The sequence below is a fragment of the Wolbachia endosymbiont (group A) of Gymnosoma rotundatum genome, from assembly GCF_947250765.1.
Lineage (GTDB): Bacteria > Pseudomonadota > Alphaproteobacteria > Rickettsiales > Anaplasmataceae > Wolbachia > Wolbachia pipientis.
Genome location: NZ_OX366347.1, coordinates 301,136 through 318,919, shown reverse-complemented (window position 1 = coordinate 318,919; position 17,784 = coordinate 301,136). Strand labels below are relative to the sequence as shown.

17 protein-coding genes and 1 tRNA gene are annotated in these 17,784 nt (G+C 34.9%); 5 read left to right on the top strand and 13 right to left on the bottom strand.

Annotation, left to right across the window (positions count from 1 at the left end; all coding sequences use genetic code 11):
* Window positions 1-95: 95 nt before the first annotated feature.
* Both OOK97_RS01610 and OOK97_RS01605 read left to right on the top strand, forming a co-directional pair.
* Complete coding sequence (locus OOK97_RS01610) at window positions 96-668, top strand: thioredoxin family protein (protein ID WP_187297641.1); 573 nt, start codon at window positions 96-98, stop codon at window positions 666-668.
* 5 nt (window positions 669-673) lie between these two features.
* Entirely contained in the window at window positions 674-2,392 is a 1,719-nt protein-coding gene (locus tag OOK97_RS01605) for a monovalent cation:proton antiporter-2 (CPA2) family protein (protein WP_182319809.1), read from the top strand.
* 30 nt (window positions 2,393-2,422) lie between these two features.
* Here the strand turns inward: OOK97_RS01605 and OOK97_RS01600 are convergent, their stop codons facing one another.
* Genes OOK97_RS01600 through OOK97_RS01585 form a run of 4 tightly spaced genes read right to left on the bottom strand, consistent with a single transcriptional unit; the run spans window position 2,423 to window position 4,706 of the window.
* On the bottom strand, window positions 2,423-3,040 hold the full coding sequence (locus OOK97_RS01600; protein WP_182321165.1) for an SURF1 family protein: 618 nt from the start codon (window positions 3,038-3,040) through the stop codon (window positions 2,423-2,425).
* A 1-nt stretch (window position 3,041) separates the two neighbouring features.
* Window positions 3,042-3,518: a bacterioferritin gene (bfr, locus tag OOK97_RS01595; protein ID WP_077188433.1), complete on the bottom strand. Its 477-nt coding sequence runs from the start codon at window positions 3,516-3,518 to the stop codon at window positions 3,042-3,044.
* 49 nt (window positions 3,519-3,567) lie between these two features.
* Entirely contained in the window at window positions 3,568-4,068 is a 501-nt protein-coding gene (locus OOK97_RS01590) for an RDD family protein (protein ID WP_264705469.1), read from the bottom strand.
* Complete coding sequence (locus tag OOK97_RS01585; RefSeq protein ID WP_253303003.1) at window positions 4,068-4,706, bottom strand: HAD family hydrolase; 639 nt, start codon at window positions 4,704-4,706, stop codon at window positions 4,068-4,070. The genes OOK97_RS01590 and OOK97_RS01585 overlap by 1 nt, the downstream gene beginning before the upstream one ends.
* A gap of 167 nt (window positions 4,707-4,873) precedes the next feature.
* On the opposite strand from OOK97_RS01585, the gene OOK97_RS01580 reads away from it, so the two are divergent.
* From OOK97_RS01580 to OOK97_RS01570, 3 genes are all read left to right on the top strand, one after another.
* Window positions 4,874-5,698, top strand: a complete 825-nt coding sequence (locus OOK97_RS01580; protein ID WP_264705468.1) for a hypothetical protein — start codon at window positions 4,874-4,876, stop codon at window positions 5,696-5,698.
* 856 nt (window positions 5,699-6,554) lie between these two features.
* A complete protein-coding gene (locus OOK97_RS01575) occupies window positions 6,555-7,085 on the top strand; it encodes a phospholipase D family nuclease (RefSeq protein WP_015589462.1) in 531 nt (176 codons plus the stop codon).
* A gap of 109 nt (window positions 7,086-7,194) precedes the next feature.
* Entirely contained in the window at window positions 7,195-7,737 is a 543-nt protein-coding gene (locus OOK97_RS01570) for a hypothetical protein (protein ID WP_151807529.1), read from the top strand.
* A gap of 338 nt (window positions 7,738-8,075) precedes the next feature.
* Here OOK97_RS01570 and rnc read toward each other — a convergent pair whose 3' ends face one another.
* From rnc to OOK97_RS01520, 9 genes are all read right to left on the bottom strand, one after another.
* Window positions 8,076-8,774, bottom strand: a complete 699-nt coding sequence (rnc, locus tag OOK97_RS01560) for a ribonuclease III (protein ID WP_264705467.1) — start codon at window positions 8,772-8,774, stop codon at window positions 8,076-8,078.
* A gap of 187 nt (window positions 8,775-8,961) precedes the next feature.
* Window positions 8,962-10,038, bottom strand: a complete 1,077-nt coding sequence (locus tag OOK97_RS01555; RefSeq protein WP_264705466.1) for a quinone-dependent dihydroorotate dehydrogenase — start codon at window positions 10,036-10,038, stop codon at window positions 8,962-8,964.
* Between the two features lie 130 nt (window positions 10,039-10,168).
* A tRNA-Cys gene (locus tag OOK97_RS01550) sits at window positions 10,169-10,240 on the bottom strand.
* A gap of 5 nt (window positions 10,241-10,245) precedes the next feature.
* Window positions 10,246-11,142, bottom strand: coding sequence for a class I fructose-bisphosphate aldolase (locus tag OOK97_RS01545; protein WP_151807527.1), 897 nt, complete (start codon window positions 11,140-11,142; stop codon window positions 10,246-10,248).
* A 58-nt stretch (window positions 11,143-11,200) separates the two neighbouring features.
* Window positions 11,201-12,211, bottom strand: a complete 1,011-nt coding sequence (locus tag OOK97_RS01540) for a hypothetical protein (RefSeq protein WP_007548702.1) — start codon at window positions 12,209-12,211, stop codon at window positions 11,201-11,203.
* Between the two features lie 58 nt (window positions 12,212-12,269).
* Window positions 12,270-14,576 carry an AAA family ATPase gene (locus tag OOK97_RS01535; RefSeq protein ID WP_264705465.1) on the bottom strand — a complete coding sequence of 769 codons (2,307 nt, stop codon included), beginning with the start codon at window positions 14,574-14,576 and terminating at the stop codon, window positions 12,270-12,272.
* Between the two features lie 203 nt (window positions 14,577-14,779).
* Window positions 14,780-16,006, bottom strand: a complete 1,227-nt coding sequence (locus tag OOK97_RS01530; protein ID WP_038199603.1) for a DEAD/DEAH box helicase — start codon at window positions 16,004-16,006, stop codon at window positions 14,780-14,782.
* A 35-nt stretch (window positions 16,007-16,041) separates the two neighbouring features.
* A complete protein-coding gene (locus OOK97_RS01525; RefSeq protein ID WP_006279919.1) occupies window positions 16,042-16,293 on the bottom strand; it encodes a cold-shock protein in 252 nt (83 codons plus the stop codon).
* A 174-nt stretch (window positions 16,294-16,467) separates the two neighbouring features.
* Entirely contained in the window at window positions 16,468-17,781 is a 1,314-nt protein-coding gene (locus OOK97_RS01520) for a TldD/PmbA family protein (RefSeq protein ID WP_264705464.1), read from the bottom strand.
* Between the last annotated feature and the right edge of the window lie 3 nt (window positions 17,782-17,784).

Sequence of the window (17,784 nt, the reverse complement as noted above, 5' to 3'; positions counted from 1 at the left end):
ATAATACTAAAAAAGAATATGCAAACAGTATACATAGAAACCGTTTGACATTTAAGTAATAAGACCATAAATTATGTATGGTATAATAATAGTCTATGGTTGCTCTGAATACTCCTAAAGTCGATTTTAGTTTTACTGCAAAAGATTTTAATCTTTTGGGAGTAGACAATAAATACTACACATTAAGTGGCTGTTATGGAAAAAACGGTCTTATTGTAATGTTTATATGCAATCACTGTCCTTACGTTCAGTCAATTATTAGCAATCTGGTAAGCGATGTTGATCAATTGAAAAAAGATTATCAGGTAAACACCGTTGCAATAATGTCAAATGATGTAAATGAATATCCAGAAGATTCCTTTGAAAATATGATTAATTTTGCCAAGGAAAATAAGTTTACATTTCCATATTTAATTGATAGTACACAGAAAATAGCTAAAGAATACGGGGCTGTTTGCACTCCTGACTTTTTTGGCTTTAATTCCAATTTAAACCTTTGCTATCGTGGACGTTTTAATGACACAAAAAAAGAAAAGGGCCAAAGCTATGAAGTAGGAAGTAGTGACTTATTTCAAGCTATGAAATTTATTGCAGAAACTGGTAATTCTCCAATTGACCAAAAATCAAGTATTGGCTGCTCAATTAAATGGTCTAATTCTACAGGTTAAATATCATGCACAGTGGCTCTCAGCATTTGTTTGATATTATAATTTTGCTTTCTGCTGCTGTGTTTATAGTCATAGCGTTTTGGAAAATGAATATTAGTCCAGTGCTCGGTTACTTCGTTGCAGGTGCAGTTATTGGTTCTCATGGGTTTAATCTGATACACTCAGCTGAAGCAATGGATAATCTTGCAGAATTTGGTGTAGTTTTCCTATTATTCATTATAGGCCTTGAATTGACATTTGAACGCCTGATCGCTATGCGTATTCATGTATTTGGGTTCGGTTCTCTTCAAGTTATAGTTACCATGGTAGCAATATGGTGCATCGCTCTTGCTTTCGGAGTGAATACGAATATAGCAACAGTTATTGGTGGTGGGCTTGCGCTATCCTCAACAGCAATAGTGTTGCAGGTTCTGCAAGAAAAAGGTTCTCAAGCAAGTCAGGTTGGTAGGTTGTCAATAGCAGTACTATTAATGCAAGATTTTGCAGTAGTACCATTAATAGTATTGGTACCTTTACTTGCTGGCAATTCTGAGCACAGCCTGATAAGCTCATTGGCAGGTTCATTGGTGCAAGCAGCTATTGCATTAGTGCTGATATTTATAACTGGTAGATTATTGCTTAGACCTTTATTTTCGGTTATTGCTAAAATGGAAAGTAATGAGGTCTTTATATCAACAACGCTTTTAATAGTATTAGGAGCAGCATTTATTACTGAGCAATTCCATTTATCGTTGGCATTAGGTGCATTTGTCGCTGGATTGTTAGTTGCAGAAACAGAATACAGACACTCAGTGGAACACGCGGTATTACCATTTAAAGATTTGTTTCTTGGCTTATTTTTCATGACTGTTGGTATGTCCATCAATACCGAACTTTTACTCAATAAGTTACCACTAATTACTTTATTATCGATTATCCTTATCGTTTTAAAAACATCTATCATATATATATTGTGTAGATTTTTTGGATTTAAGAGTGCACCTGCTATACAAGCTGGGTTACTGCTTTCACAAGGCGGTGAATTTGCGTTTATTTTATTTCGCTTAGCAGATGAGCTAAATGTGCTACCAAGTGAAATCGCTCAAGTACTTATGATGGTAACTACAGTAACCATGGCTTTCACTCCTCTTTTATCGGGGCTTGGAGATTGGATAGCAAACTCATTTAGCACTGAGAAAACAATATTAGATGATGAAGCTGTTGAAACAGATACACAAGATCTTTATAACCATGTGATAGTTGCTGGATTTGGTAGAGTGGGATATATGGTAACAAAAATGCTTACGGCAGAGCATTTAAGTTACGTTGTTGTAGATATTCAATCGAAAATAGTCAAAGAAGGAAAAAGTGATAGTTTTCCTATATATCTTGGAGATGTTACAAGATGTGAAATTTTAAAATCGGTAGGAATAGAAAGAGCTCAAGCTCTCGTTATTTCAATAAAGAATGAAGTTACTATAAAAAAAGTTGTTTCTTTAGTTGCAGCAAATTTTCCGCATGTAAATATTGTAATACGCTTACCAGATCTGAGTAATGTGGAGGTTTATAGAGATCTAGGAGCTAGTAAAATTATTCCTGAAACATCTGAGATAGGATTGCAGCTAGGTGGAGCTGCACTGAGCCTTAGTGGTATTAGCGAAAGTGGAGTTACGTCTTTAAAAAGTAGATTCAGAAAAGGCAATTACAGTATGTTAAAAGACCTTGGTAGTGATAAAGATGAATAACTACTTTTCTAATTTTATGTACAGAAAGCTTCAAGCTTTATTGAGGTTTTGCCTATAGTAAATTACGCACATAATCAACCAAGTTAAGGAAAGTGCAAACCAAGTGATTGCATATTCCAAATGCTTCATTGGCTGTATAGCTACTTTGCTGCCAAAATTGTTCGGCCACAATACACACTTCTCTAGCTTAATACCTAACTCATTGGAAATTTCTTCTGTACTCAGGGTAAACCATGTATTCGAAGCAGTATCGTTCTTGATAAACCAATTTTTACTTTTATTGCTATCGCAATATAAAATTCCATCTGCAACTACTTTTTCAATTTTTACTTTTTTCTCCTTTTTTTCTCTGACTATTCCTTTATTCACCAACATGTAACGTCCAGTGGTGAGCAACATAGGAGACAGCACGTGATAGCCGTGTTGCCCTGCAAAAACATATAGTTCTATATCACTTAGAATCCCATCAATCTTGACATGCCTATAGTTAAATTTTTCAAGGTCGTTATTGGGCAATAGATGAACCACTGGAAGACTCATACTTTTAATAATATTATTCTTCCAGTTCAATCTGAATATTTGCCATAACCCTAATAAAAAAAGAAGTGAGCAAGGTATAATTAAAATAAATACTATCTTTTTTAACACTCTATATTTGTGTTCTTAAATAGTTTTCAACACCCATTAGTTCAATAAGATCGATCTGTTTCTCAATCCAATGAAAGTGCTCTTCTTCATTTTTTAACATCTCTTCTAATAACATTACACTAACAAAATCCTTTTCTTTCTCAGCGATAGAAATCGTTTCTTTGATATCCTTAATACCTTTTCCCTCTAATTTCAAATTAGCTTCTAAGATTTTCCGTATTGTGTCTTTTGTAAACTTTCCATCATACTTTGATATTTCGTTTGTATCCTGAAAATTTGGGACTCCTTTAAATAACAAAATTCTTTCTGCCAACTTGTTTGCATGTTCAAGTTCTTCGTTAAGCTCATTTTTTACCTTTTCTGCAAGTCTATTAATTCCATTGTTTTTGAGAATCGCAAAATGCAAAAGATACTGGCGTACAGAAGTCAGCTCATTGGTCAATAATTTGTTCAAATGTTTTACTATCTCTTCATTCATAATCTTCCCTTAGTTCAATTCATCAGCATAATTTATATGATAACGATAGTTATAGCAACTCATTTAATAGTTCCTTTACAACCGTATTAAATAGCATGTCGTGGTATGTCTGTTTTTTCTTAGAGAAGCAAGCAACTAGATACCAGCAGAGAGTGAGTAGCACTATAATTACTTTCAATGCACTCAAGACATTCACTAATACTTCCTGATCTCGCAAAAATTCAGTAAGGACAACTACTACACTGTTTAACAAAGGAAGAAAAAACTGGGAAGAGCTTCTGTCAAACGCTAAATTCAAGTCTATTTTAGAATTATCTAAATTGATAGTATACATATTCATTAACTGTTGACCGGGAGTTGCTTGGGCCTTTGAAGATATAAAATATGTGAAGTAACTACAATTTACACACATGTATGATAGATGTAAAATCAACGGAGAATCCTCTAATAGCAGTATAATTAATAAAGTTGGAATTAATAAAATTGCTACATCTATTAAATACGCGCAAAAGCGTCTTGTTATACTGGCAATCTCTGTAACAGCGGTCATTACCTATCTTCTAAATACTTTATTACAAAATCTGTAAGTTTATCAAAATGTTGAAAACATAACAAATCTTCATAACCGCTTATTGATTGACCGTATATAATAGGTAAACAATTGGCATTTTGTGCACACAGAACATCTGTGATGCTATCACCAACGAAAAACACATTTTCTCTATTTATAGGCAACGTACTCTCTTCTAATGCAAATAGCAGTGGGGTTGCAGATGGTTTATCTTCTGCAGTATCGGATGACCCAACCACTCTTTCAAAGTAAGAATCTAGTTTAAAATAGGTAACTTCTTCACGTAAATTAGTATTTTTCTTATTACTTACTATTGCTAGATAAACATTGTGGCTTTTCAGTGTCTGCAACATTTCCTCTACTCCTTGATTCAGAGCAATGTTTTGTAATAGCGCATTATCTAAGTATTGTTGATATATGTGATTTGCTTTTTTCCACTGATCGCCAAACAAATTGACCATATAGCTCTTTCTCGACTCATGGGAATTTCTATCAGCAGCTTTATTACTATACCCCATTGAGTTTATGGTATGCTTAATAGCATTAAAAATGTTATCTTGAGTGTCAACTAAGGTATTATCCCAATCGAATACTACTGCTAATGGGCTATCTTTCATTTCTTACATAATTATACATTTTAACTTAATAAGTAAATAGCATTTTAATGAAAAAGATATAAATAGGACGCCCTTGATAAACACTTTTTACCACAAGTTATGTTAACTGTTTTTTATATAATTAGCTAATATACTGGTTATATGATATGTTTTAATAGGTAACAGGTATGGCCCAGACATCTAAAGAAAGTGTTGAAAAAAAGTTTAAAGATGTTTTTGAACGTTCTCCAGATGCTTTTCCAGAAGGTACCTCATTAGAAGAGAAGGTTAATTATATCGCAAAAGGAACAGAGGCTCTAAAAGCTGTGAAAAGTAAGGAGCTTGAGAACAAAATGAAAAACGTTGCAGAATTGAGTCAGAAATTTGAAAGTCAAAAAGGACGTGCAGATGAAAAAGTACGTCAAGATTTTGAAAGAATTGCTGAGCTTGACCAACAATATAAAGGGAAGGGCATCTTCACAAGTGAAAAAGTTGCAGAGCCAAAAAGTGACAAAAAACTCCAAGACACTCCGAGAAAAACTACAACAGCAGTTAAAGACCTTGAACATAATACACAAAAAAAGACTACTGAAGCTTCTGTGCAAACAGCATCAGAGCACGATTCACAAACCGTTAATCCCTCAGTGAGCAAGAGTTCTATAAAAGAGAAGCTCAACACTGAGCCGGACAAAAAAGATACCACGCCTCAACCACAAGAAAATCAAAAAGAAGAAGGGTTTTTGAGTCTTCTGAAGCGCTTTGTTAAGAAAATATTAGAAAAATTTTTAGGTGAAGGTGAAAAGGATGTAGAGAATGCTCGTGGCATGAAAGAAGATGCTCAAAGAGATACGTCAAATAACGAAGAGCAACAAAAGAGTAAGCAGCTTGATGAAATTTTAAAGGACAAAAGTGTAAGCGAGGGTTTGAAGCAGGCAACAAAGCTTGAGAACCCGGCAATAACGCCTGTTAATACTCCTAAAGTGAATGAAGTAAACACGGGTCGTGAAAGGTGATCCGCTTTCAAGCTTCATTATACCGCCACGAACCGTCATACCGCCGCGGTATCTCATCCGCTAACAAGTAGCGGGATGACGATTGTCAGGGTGTCATCCCAGTGTCCCTATGATGTCATCCCAGTGCCCTGACTACTTGGATCTAGCAAGCTTTGCTTGCAAATAAGTCTAATACGCGTCGCGTTTTATGCCAAAACACAATTGGAGTTACATGCAAAATAGATCCCAGTGTCAGCTACTCGGATGACAAAAAAAGGAGCACTGGGATGACACCATTTGTTGTATTTAACAAAGTTCGTACTTAGCTTCATGTTAGCTATAAACATTAAGAAATTTACCAAGCGAAAAAAAGGCAAAAGAAGCCCCAGCTAATATCTATTTTAGAACATTGGCGTTTTTTAAGTCTTAAACACTGCAATTTAGCTGCTTTTAAATGCAACTCACCTTAGTTTAAATGTTTAAGAAATTTACTAAGCAGAAAAAAAGGCAAAAGAAACCCCGTGTTAGCTAGTTGTCACTCCCTAATCCTGCAAATTGGCGTACTATACTGTCTTAAACGACTTATAAGCGCGTTTCAGCTTGTGTAGGTAAAAACCTAGAAATATTGTGAAGACATAAGGTGCACATAGTGCAAAAAATTAAAAATAAGACGCCAACTACGTTGTTTTCTTGCTGTTTAATCTGCACAGATGAAGATAACTGAATACCTTCAGTTTCATGATAAGGGGGCTGGCGGAGTTTGTCAAGTAAGTTTTTTCGTTTCTAACGGTTGTTGCCAAAAACTATGCAAGAAGTCTATTGACAGGTGATTAAATTATAATGTAGCCTATCGCCGTATATCCGGGGGTGGGTTGTTGTGAGGCTTTTTCACTTTTTATTCTTGTTAATGTGTTTTTCTCTGTATTACTATGCGGGTTTTATATTTTCGCCCTGCCCAAAAGCTACGGTTTGCTTTTCACCTGGAGAAGATTGTGCTGTACCGATAATCAACGTAATAGATCAGTCTAAAAAATCTATCTTAGTTCAAGAATATACATTTACTCTTGGAACAGTTGCAAAATCTTTGATTAATGCTAAAGAACGCGGTGTTGATGTTAAAGTCATCTTAGATAAATCGCAACTCTACTCAAAATATAGTGTTATAAATGAATTATTTTCAGGTGGAGTACCAATTTGGATCGATGATAAGCCAAAGATTGCTCATAATAAGATAATGATTGTTGACAATCAAAAAGTCATCACAGGGTCATTTAACCTTAGTAAGACAGCTAAAAAAGGAAATGCTGAAAATTTATTAATTATTACAGATTATCCTGAATTGATTCAGCAGTATGTGAAAAACTGGGAGGCACGAATGTCACAATCTTACAAATACGCTCCCAACTAATCGAGAGCGCTTGCTCAAAATCAGTTTTAAAAACAGCAAGGGAGAGCTTTTTTGATTGATTGGCATAATGATTATGATATAATGAACTAAAAATTTAAGGAATAAAGTAATGGATTATATAAATGATGCTGCCGGTAGCTACACTGCTATTCATGATTTTTTTCAAAACAACGGTGTTGGAGATTACAAAGTTCAATGCAATTATGGTGGGGTGCCGTATGCTACTGATGAGTACGTGCATTCTGGCGATAAATTTTGGAGTAATAATTTCATAGACTCACATTTTGGCAGGGAAATAAAAATGTATCCTCAAAGTGAACTTTTAGCTAAAGAATATGCTGGAAATACGTTGCCAGTTTCAATATCACTAGATAAGGATTTAATAAAAATGAAGGAATGTCAGAAAAAAACGAAATTTGTGGAACTAGAAAGGGAATCAGGTGATTTAGTGCATGATAAGCAAAAGTATGTAAAGTGTTACACAACAAAGCTATCATATGATAATGTACATATTTACAATAACGATAAAGTTTCAACATTTAGCATAAAATACGACGTGCCAAATGATCCGAAATACAGTTTAAATATAACATTTACAAAGGTTAATGATAATAAACCAGGATTTTGGCAGAAATTTAAAAATATGTTTTAACGTGACCATTCACTGGTTTTTACTCAATCAACCAACAACAGTTAATATCAAATTTTTATAATTAAACAATATGCTATTTTTTAAAACTTTCATTCTCCTTGACTCTGTCAACTTCACAAAACAACTCTTGGACCAAATGTATCTGGCATAACACCTTTTGGTAACTTGCTACTTCTTTTTTTCCGCATCTCCGACAACAGCCATTGATATTCCACTACATAAGGCTTGATTTTTGGTAGATCAACTTTTTTATGAATAATACTATGCTTCTCCTTAAATTGACCATTTACCCTAAACGCTATTAGCTTCCTTAAAATTTACATTAATGCCTATTTTGCCTAAACTGAAGCGTCTTTTCCAATTTTTTCTAGCATCAACTCAGCAGCTTTTTGTTCAGCAATCTTTTTACTAGAAGCGCATGCAGAAACTTTACCATAATCTTCTATGCAAACTGATATAGTAAATTCAGGATTGTGCGCTGGTCCAGTTTGTTTTACAAGCTCATACTCTGGTAAAGGCAATTTGTTTTTCTGAGTCCACTCTTGCAGTGAGGTTTTAGGATCTTGAGGGGGGTCAAGCATGCCTTTAGCTAGCTTTTCCCAATATTGGATAATAAATTTTTCAACATTTTCAAGCCCGCCATCAATATAAATTGCACCTATTAGTGCTTCAAGCGAGTTTTCTAAATTTTTTAAGTTACTTCTCCCTCCATTGCAGCGTTCACTATTATTCATGATGATAAAGCTGCCTAATTTTATTTCTTTAGCAACATTAGCAATGGTGTTGCCACAAACTAAATCCGTCTTTCTTTTTGCCAATGCTCCTTCTTTTTCTTCAGGAAATAGTTTAAACAGTGTGGCAGATACAACCATATTCAAAACACTATCGCCCAAAAACTCTAGTCTTTCGTAGCTTACAATCTGGTTTTTGCTATTCCTTTTATTTACGCTTGGGTGAGTTAGTGCCTCTTCTAATATTGCATAATTTGTAAATTTATAATCAATGATCTTAGATATTGCATCATTCAAACTCTTCATACCCATTATTTAAAAGAATAACACTTCCTACCACACCTTTATACCAAAGAATTAGTTTTGTTTTATTAAAATAATACCAACAACTTCCAAAATATACAGTTTAATAGACTTCTTGCATAACCATTATTTGAATAATGATTCATCGATGTTATTCCAGTGTCGGCTACTTAGGTGACAGAGAAGATGTTTAATGTATACAACCCACCACCTCACTAATGTTACTAAATCCATCTCTCCTTATTAGTTCTGCAAGTTCTAGATTAATTTTGTTTACAACTTGAGGTCCGTGGTATATGAGAGCAGTGTACAACTGCACCAAAGAAGCTCCTGCCTTTATTTTTTTATATGCATCAGCACCACTTGAGATTCCTCCGCATCCTACCAACAATATTTTGCCCTTAGTAAGTTTGTACATATCGCTCAATAACTCGGTTGAAAGTTTAAACAGCGGTTTGCCACTCAACCCACCACTCTCGTTGTGGTGGGAATGTAAGTTATTCCGACTGATCGTAGTGTTGCTCACTGTTAATCCGTCAATCTTATATTCCAACGCAAGCTCAGCGATATTTTCTTTCGTTTGCTGATCTATATCTGGTGAGATTTTTAATATTATTGGTATGGATTTAGAATTATCAATTGATTTCCGGGTTAGAGTTACGGATTTCAACAATTCCGATAATTCTTGCTTATTGTGCAGATTGCGTAAATTAGGCGTGTTTGGGGATGAGATGTTCAGCACTATATAATTGCTTTTTCCATATACTATCTTTATTAAGTCAACATAATCGCTGATTTGGTCCTTTGATGTACTGTTTTTTCCTATGTTGATGCCAAAAATGCAGTCATCAAGCTTGGTTTTATCTATTTGTTTAAGAAAGTAGTCTATTCCTTTATTGTTAAATCCCAATCTGTTAATTACCCCTTGATCTTTAATTAACCGAAAAATTCTTGGTTTTTTGTTTCCATATTGTGGATTACGAGTTACAGTACCAGTTTCAATAAATCCAAAACCAAATGAAAGCATAGGCCTTATAACTTCTGCATTCTTGTCAAAACCTGCAGCCAGACCCACGGGGCTTCTGAGCTTATTACCAAAAAAATTCACACTCAAAGATTCTGGTAGCTCTATAGGTTTTCTATAAGGCATTTCCTTTAATGCCATAATTGCCAAAGAGTGAGCAACCTCGGGCGGTAGTAAAAACAATAAATCACGTAATATCATTTTGTAAAACACTTTGCTTATTTTTAGTTTATTTTTTACCATGAAACGCTATAAGAGTATAACCATAACTTGAAAAGAAATTGATTTTACTTATGAATAATTTTCTCTATAGGTTACACACTTAAAGCTACTGTTGAATTGAGCAACTTTTACAAGATATAGAAAATGAAAGAGGCCGGGACCGGAATTGAACCGGTATAAAAGGATTTGCAGTCCTCTGCATAAGCCATTCTGCCACCCAGCCGTTTTTTATGTGTAGATATCCATTATATCTTTTAGCATAGATAAAGCTTCCTCCCTTTTGCGTTGGAAAGTGTTACGTCCAATGATTGAACCATTACCACCACCCTGCTTAATTTCTTTCGCTTCATTGCATATGTCATTCACTGATTTCGACTCGCCACCAGAAAAAACTACTATTCTTTTTCCTGCAAAACAAGATCTTTTAACATATTCAATTCTTTTAGGTAATGATTCAATATTTTCTGTTTCTATTTTCTCCCTTTCCAAATATTTAGTTGGAAGTTTTACTTTTATTATATTAGCGCCAAGCAAAGCTGCCATGTGTGCAGCATAGGCAATAACATCAACCGCTGTTTCACCTTCTTTGGAAATTCCTTCACCGCGTGGATAAGACCATAACACTACTGCAAGCCCATAAGATTTGGCTTCAGCTACGATTTCACGGGCTTCTTCCATCATATCGAAACACTTAGCAGAACCAGGATATATAGTAAATCCAACAGCCAAGCAGCCCAAACGCAGTGCATCTTTCACAGAAGAGGTTATTGCTTGATCAGAAGTCAGATTCTTCGAATGTAAGGAGTTGGAACTATTAAGTTTCAAAATAAGTGGGAGCATTCCAGCATAAGTTGAAGCACCAGCTTCAATCATACCAAGTGGAGCAGCATATGCACTTACTCCCGAATCAACTGCAAGCTGAAAATGATAATGTGGGTCATAAGCATCAGGGTTAACTTCAAAACTTTTTATTGGCCCGTGTTCAAACCCTTGGTCTACAGGGAGAATTACTAATTTGCCAGTGCCGCCAAGCTTTCCATGCATGAGAATACGAGTAAGATTTGCTTTTACCCCGGGGTTTTCACTTTCGTAGTGGTTTAAGATTTGTCTTATTTCTTTACTCATTAACGCTATGAAGTTCATTTAAAGTATAGCAAAAACCACAGTTGAAGCAAAGATCTTTTTATGGTTCTTGTCCTGCAGGTGTACCTAAAGATGTAACGTTAGGATTGGTGGTGTGCTGTTGTGGCTTTTTTTGGATTAAATCTCTAAAATACATTTTGACAATAGGAAGAACAAGTGGCATAAGCACTAGCTTGTAGTCATACCATGCAAATTTTTCTTTATAGCTAAATTCTGCATCTTCTTCATATAAGCGCTGAATGCAATGTTCACTATATAGTTCAGATGCCTTTGTAAAAGTTCTAAGTAAAGCAATAAGTAATAAATCCAATGCTAAATTAATCATCAGCATTGTTCCATATTGAGCAGGCCAGCCATTTTGTGCTACCTCTGACACTAGACCACATATAGCAAATGTTGCTGCGATACATATCACATAATTATCAGCAGCAATAAGTAGATTGTATCTTCGATTTAATCTATCCAGATTTTCCTCTTGTGAACCTTTTTGTTTACTTGCTGCATAAATAATACCACAAAAGGATATAATAAATAACAACGGCCAAATCCCTATGCTAAATGCATAAAATTGATAAGCGATGCTTTGCACCGTGCCACTATTAGCAAGTTGCGATAAGCAATACTCAACTTTCAGCGATGGAGTAAACACCGCATTTGCTAATATAAAAAATAAAAGTGCTCTATTTATAGCTTTGCTTCTACGTGATAATATTCCATAAATTTTTGTTTGCCTCCTCCGTTCTTCTTCACTTGATAGCCTTTCATATTGACTAGGAGTTTTTCCTTCTTTTAAAGCGTTGAGATGCTTCTCTAGCTCTTTTTTATCTGCACTAAGTTTTTGAAACTTTTCTGTAGCTATCTTTTTCTTCTCTTCATCTTTTTCTTTGTCAGGGTGGCACTTTAATGAAAGCTTTCTAAAGCTCCGTTCAACTAACTTGAGTATATCGTCAAACTCCTGGCTTATTACTTCTTCTGCTTTTATTTCTAGTCTTGAAAATAAATTCTGTAAATCGCGATTACTGTAATACTGATTTCTAGTTAAACTTGCCACTATAGCCTCATTATTCTTAAAATAAGTATACTATCAGTGTAATAAAAAAACAAGAATTTCAAACTATATCAAAAGCAATTTTATTTTCTACTTTATTCATATAGATTCTTAATTTCTTTCCTTTTATTAATTTACGATTCAGTATTTCTTCCGCTAAGTAACTTTTTATCTCTTTTTCAATAAGTCTCTCTATCGGACGTGCTCCCATTTCCTTACTATAACCTGTTTGTGCAAGATAAGATTTCACTTCATCTTCTACCAAGCAGTTTATGCCTTTTTGCGTCAGCTGCTTTTTCAGTTCCTGAATAAATTTATCTACAATATGCAGAATTATATCCGCATTTAAGTCAGAAAAAGAAATAATCGCATCAAGACGATTACGAAATTCAGGGCTAAAAACCTGTTCTATCGCTTTTTCACTATCACCAGTGTTAAATTTTTTATGCCCAAAGCCAACAAAACTTTTGCTGCGTTCAGCTGCTCCTGCATTAGTTGTCATAATTAAGATTATATTGGAAAAGTCAACTTTACGTCCGTAAGTGTCTGTAACACAACCATAATCCATAATTTGTAGCAATATATTATAGATATCGCTATGGGCCTTTTCAATTTCATCAAGCAACACAACACTATATTGATTGTTAGATACAGACTCTGTGAGTAATCCACCCTGATCATAACCTACATATCCAGGAGGAGAACCAATCATCCTTGATATCGTATGAGACTCAATATATTCGGACATATCAAAGCGTATAAGATTCATGCCCATGCTTTCTGCTAATTGTTTTGCTAGCTCGGTTTTACCAACACCGGTTGGCCCTGCAAAAAGATAATTTGCTAAAGGCTTATTGTAATTTCTCAACCCAGATTTAGCAATTTTAATAGAATTAACAAGAGATTCTATTGCCTGCTCTTGGCCAAAAATCACTTTCTCTAGATTAGCTTTTAAAGACTTTACTTTCTGCAAATCATCAGATTCAGATCCGCAAGGCACATTTGTAATTCTAGTAATGGTATTCTTAATATCTCTACTATTTACAATTTTACCCCTGTTTCTTAGCAATTTACAATATGCCCCTGCCTCATCAATAACATCAACCGCTTTATCAGGTAATATTCGCCCAGTAATATACTTATGCGAAAGTTCAGCCGCAGACCTAATGGCATTCTTTGTATAATATACTCCATGATACCCTTCATAGTAGTGCTTTATACCATCTAGTATCTTTATCGTTTCATTAACAGAAGATTCTTTAACATTAATTTTTTGAAACCTTCTCGCTAGTGCTTTATCTTTTTCAAAACTAGCGCTGTATTCTCTATATGTGGTTGCACCTATACAACGCAGTGTACCTCTTGCAAGCGCAGGTTTGAGTAGGTTACCTGCATCAAGAAAGCTACCACTTGTAGAACCTGCTCCAATGATAGTGTGTATTTCGTCAATAAAAAGGATAGCACCTGGTTTTGCCTCAATCGCTTTTATTATAGATTTTATTCTCTCTTCAAAATCACCTCTATAGCGTGTCCCTGCAAGGAGTGACCCTAAATCCAAAGCATAAATTATACTGGACCTGAGCGCACTTGGAACACTGTTTTCAATGATTTTGAGTACCAAACCCTCAACTATTGTGGTTTTGCCAACACCTGGATCTCCAACATATAAAGGGTTGTTTTTTCTACGCCTCAATAATATTTCTATAGTGCGATTTAATTCATAATCACGACCAATAACATAATCTATTTTTTTGCTTCTTGCATAGTCATTTAAATTTTTACAATAACTTTGTAGAATTTCCTCATCTTTTAGTAGCTCACCTTTATTTACTGTAGTAGGAGCATCATTATTTTTATCAAGTTTTACTTTATGATTAGCGGTGTATTCATCTATATCGCTCAAGTATTTCATATTAGATATATGGTAAATCAAATTGGAATCTTTCGCACTTTGTTTCTGCAATAGATCTTCAACGTATAAATCTTGCCCAGACAAAATTTCTACTAGAACACTTGCTCCATTTATTTCTTTTTTCCCCAAGCTATGAGCCCGTATTATTGCTCTGTGTATTATGCATTGAAACATTGAGCTAGGTTTAACTCCACTGATAATCAATTCAGAACTGCTTTGTAAAAACCCTTTTATATTATTATTATAATCATTAGCCTTAATATTGCATCTTGATAGAATGTTATCCATACTGATGATTTCATCGGCTCTGATATTACATCTTGATAAAACGTAATTTACATCCACGTCTTTAGTTAACGCCAGCAATAAATGTTCTACTTTCGCATATTTAAGATTAAAATTAGAAGCAATGAATAGTGCTCTATTCAAACTTGCCTCTAAGTTTTTGGAAATCATCTCCTATTCTCTTTAAAAGTGGGAACTCATATATAATGAATAGCACACAATTATTAAAAAAATTGAAATCCAGCAGTTCGCTGTAGCCAATTTGAATCCCACTCTGGATCTACGTCATAGCACCGCAATATCTCAGCATAGATTCCGCTAATGAGTAGCGGAATGACGAGTTTTACGCTTATCAAATTGTAGGTAAATCCTATTTAATACGCTTTTTCTAGTACTCTGCTTTTCTTCTTAAATGCATTGATCTTTTTTCTACCGTATTTAGTCTTTAACGTACTTGGCCTTTTAAAGACCTTTTTGCTGTTACGTTTTTTAAATTGCACACTACAATCAAAATTTAGCTCTCCTTCTTTGTCTGCCAGTGCAGGCAGTCTTCTCTTATCTTGAGGTGTAACAAAAGATAGCGCATACCCTTCAGCTCCAGCGCGTGCAGTTCTACCTATACGATGAATATAGTCAGCTTGCGATTGTGGTGCATCATAATTGATAACATGTTGAATGTGGGGAATATCAAGGCCGCGAGAAGCAACATCTGTTGCAACCATGATTTGATTACGGCCACGACGAAAAGAATTAATGACCCTTTCGCGCTTGTGCTGCCTTAAATCACCATGAATTGCTAAAGCGCTATAGTCATCTTTGTGCAATCTGTTAGCTAGCTGATCCGCTCCTCGCTTTGTTTTGACAAAGATAATGATTGATCCTTCGCGCTGACATAGTTGTGTAACAAGCTTTTCATATTTTTCTGATTCTGATGCATAAACAATTTCTTGCTTAATTTTTACAGAAGTTGTAACCTCACAATCAACAGAAATACGTTCTGGTCGATTAAGGTACTTCTCAGCAAGTTTTACTATATCTCCAGGAAGAGTTGCAGAAAACATAAGAGTTTGCCTTATTTTAGGCAAATGCTTCATAATTTCTTCAATCTGAACTCCAAAGCCCATATCAAACATACGATCCGTTTCATCAAGCACAAGAACGCTAACATTGCGAGTAATCAAAGTTTTACGCTCAATATGGTCTATAATACGACCAGGAGTACCTATTACAATTTGTGGTTTTTTCTGAAGCTGATTTAGCTGCCTAAAAATAGGCTCACCACCAATCAACAAAGCGACCCTTAGTGCAGAATTTTGAGATAAGAGTTTTCTTATCTCATTTGTTACCTGATGCGCAAGCTCTCTGGTTGGCACGATGACTAAAGCTGAACCAGTGTTAGGCTCATTCAGCAACTTAGCAACCAACGGAATAGCAAATGCTAAAGTTTTTCCAGTCCCCGTTTGAGCAGATCCGAGAATATCTTTACCTTGTAGCGCTAAGGGAATCGCTTGTATTTGAATCGGAGTTGGGACGAAAAGATTATTTTTATCTAGAGCTTGTCTAAGCGAAGCTGGGAGACCCATCTCATGAAAATTATTCACAATACGTTAATCCTGTTAAAAGACTTCATAATAGATTAATCTTCCAATCTTAAATTTATTGCAGATTTTTTATCTTCTCCGTTTCTACCGCGCTCCTCTTTAACCTCATAACTCACCCTTTCTCCTTTTATTCCCTTCTCTTTATTCTCTCCTTTAAGTGCCTCAGGTCTTATTCCCGAACGTTCCAATGTGCTAATATGTACAAAAACGTCACCCCCTTTACCTTCTGGCTTGATGAAACCATAGCCTTTTTCGGCATTAAACCATTTTACATTACCAAATTCCATTTAAACAACTCCTAAATTATTAACTAACATTACTAATGTGATGAAAAACTTTGAAATTACGATTGAGAATGCTTTAAGCTTAGCTATTGAAACTAAACCTTTATACTCCATAGTCTATTCTTAACATTACATGACAATAATACACAATTGTTGTACTTGATGCAAATAAATTTTTTAATCGTTAAGCGAACCTGCAACCGTCATTTCGCTAACTTTAATCGTTGGTGAATTAAATTGCCCACAAAAAGTTAGATCATCTGCAACGACTAAATTGCTAGCAATGGTAATCTCATGTATTGGATACGTTATTTTTCCATTTTCTATAAAAAATCCGGAAGCGCCTTGGCTGTAATCGCCATTGATTAAATTGACACCAAAACCAAATAAATCAGTTACATATATTCCCTCTTTCACTTCCTGAATTAATTCTTCAAACGATACATCACCATTCTCAATGTAGAGGTTACTAGCTGCAGGAATAACTGCAGCATTACTTGCACGAGTTGCACTTCCGGTTGTTTCTGAGTCTAATTTTCTAGCCGAGTATAAGTCTAAAATCCAATTTTGTAATATTCCGTTTTTTACAAATATATTTTTCTTGCTAGTTATCCCTTCTCCATCAAATGGTCTCGATGCTATGCCTCTTGGCAACAATGGATCATCGATAATATTAATTCTATCGTTGAAAATCTGAGCGTTTAAACTACCCCTCAAGAAAGAACTGTTGCTTATAATACTGCTCCCATTTATAGCAGAAGCAAAACTTTTTACTAGCCCTTTTGCTGCTCTTTTTTCAAAAATAACTGGAAATTTACCAGTTTTCATTGTACGTGAATTCAATTGATCAACTGCTCTTTTTGCTGCTTCTTTTCCCATTAACTCTGGCAACTTTAAATCACTAAAATTACATGCTATATCATAATCGTAACCAACCTTCATTTCACTTTCTCTTCCAGCAACAACAGAGACCTGATTAGCAAAGGTTGATTTACTAAACGAGCCAATAAAACCAGAAACAGTCGATAATACTGTATTCACTAAAGCGTATGAAGAAGAGGCTCCTTCAGAATTAGTGATACTCTTATGTGCAAGGGCTGAATTTTCTGCAGCTTCAGCAATTTCTTTTAGGTTATCAACGGTTACAACATTATTATCTGAGATACTTAAATCTGCAGAAGAGATATAATTACTACCATTTACAGCAAAATTAATGCAAGAATCTTCTGGCGCATTCTTTGCCATTTCTACCACTTGGCTTACTGTATCACTCAGATTATTCAAATCGTTTGTAGAAATATACGCAGCTTTGTTTTTACCTGCTATAGCTCTGATTCCTACAGTGCAATTTTTAGATTGTGATATTTGCTCAATTTTTGATAGACGCTGAGAAACTGAAGTCTTATTAGTTTCATATATTGTAACTTCCGCATCTTGATTTTGCTTTTTTATTAGTTTAGTAATATCTGCTGCAATATTTAATATATTCATTTT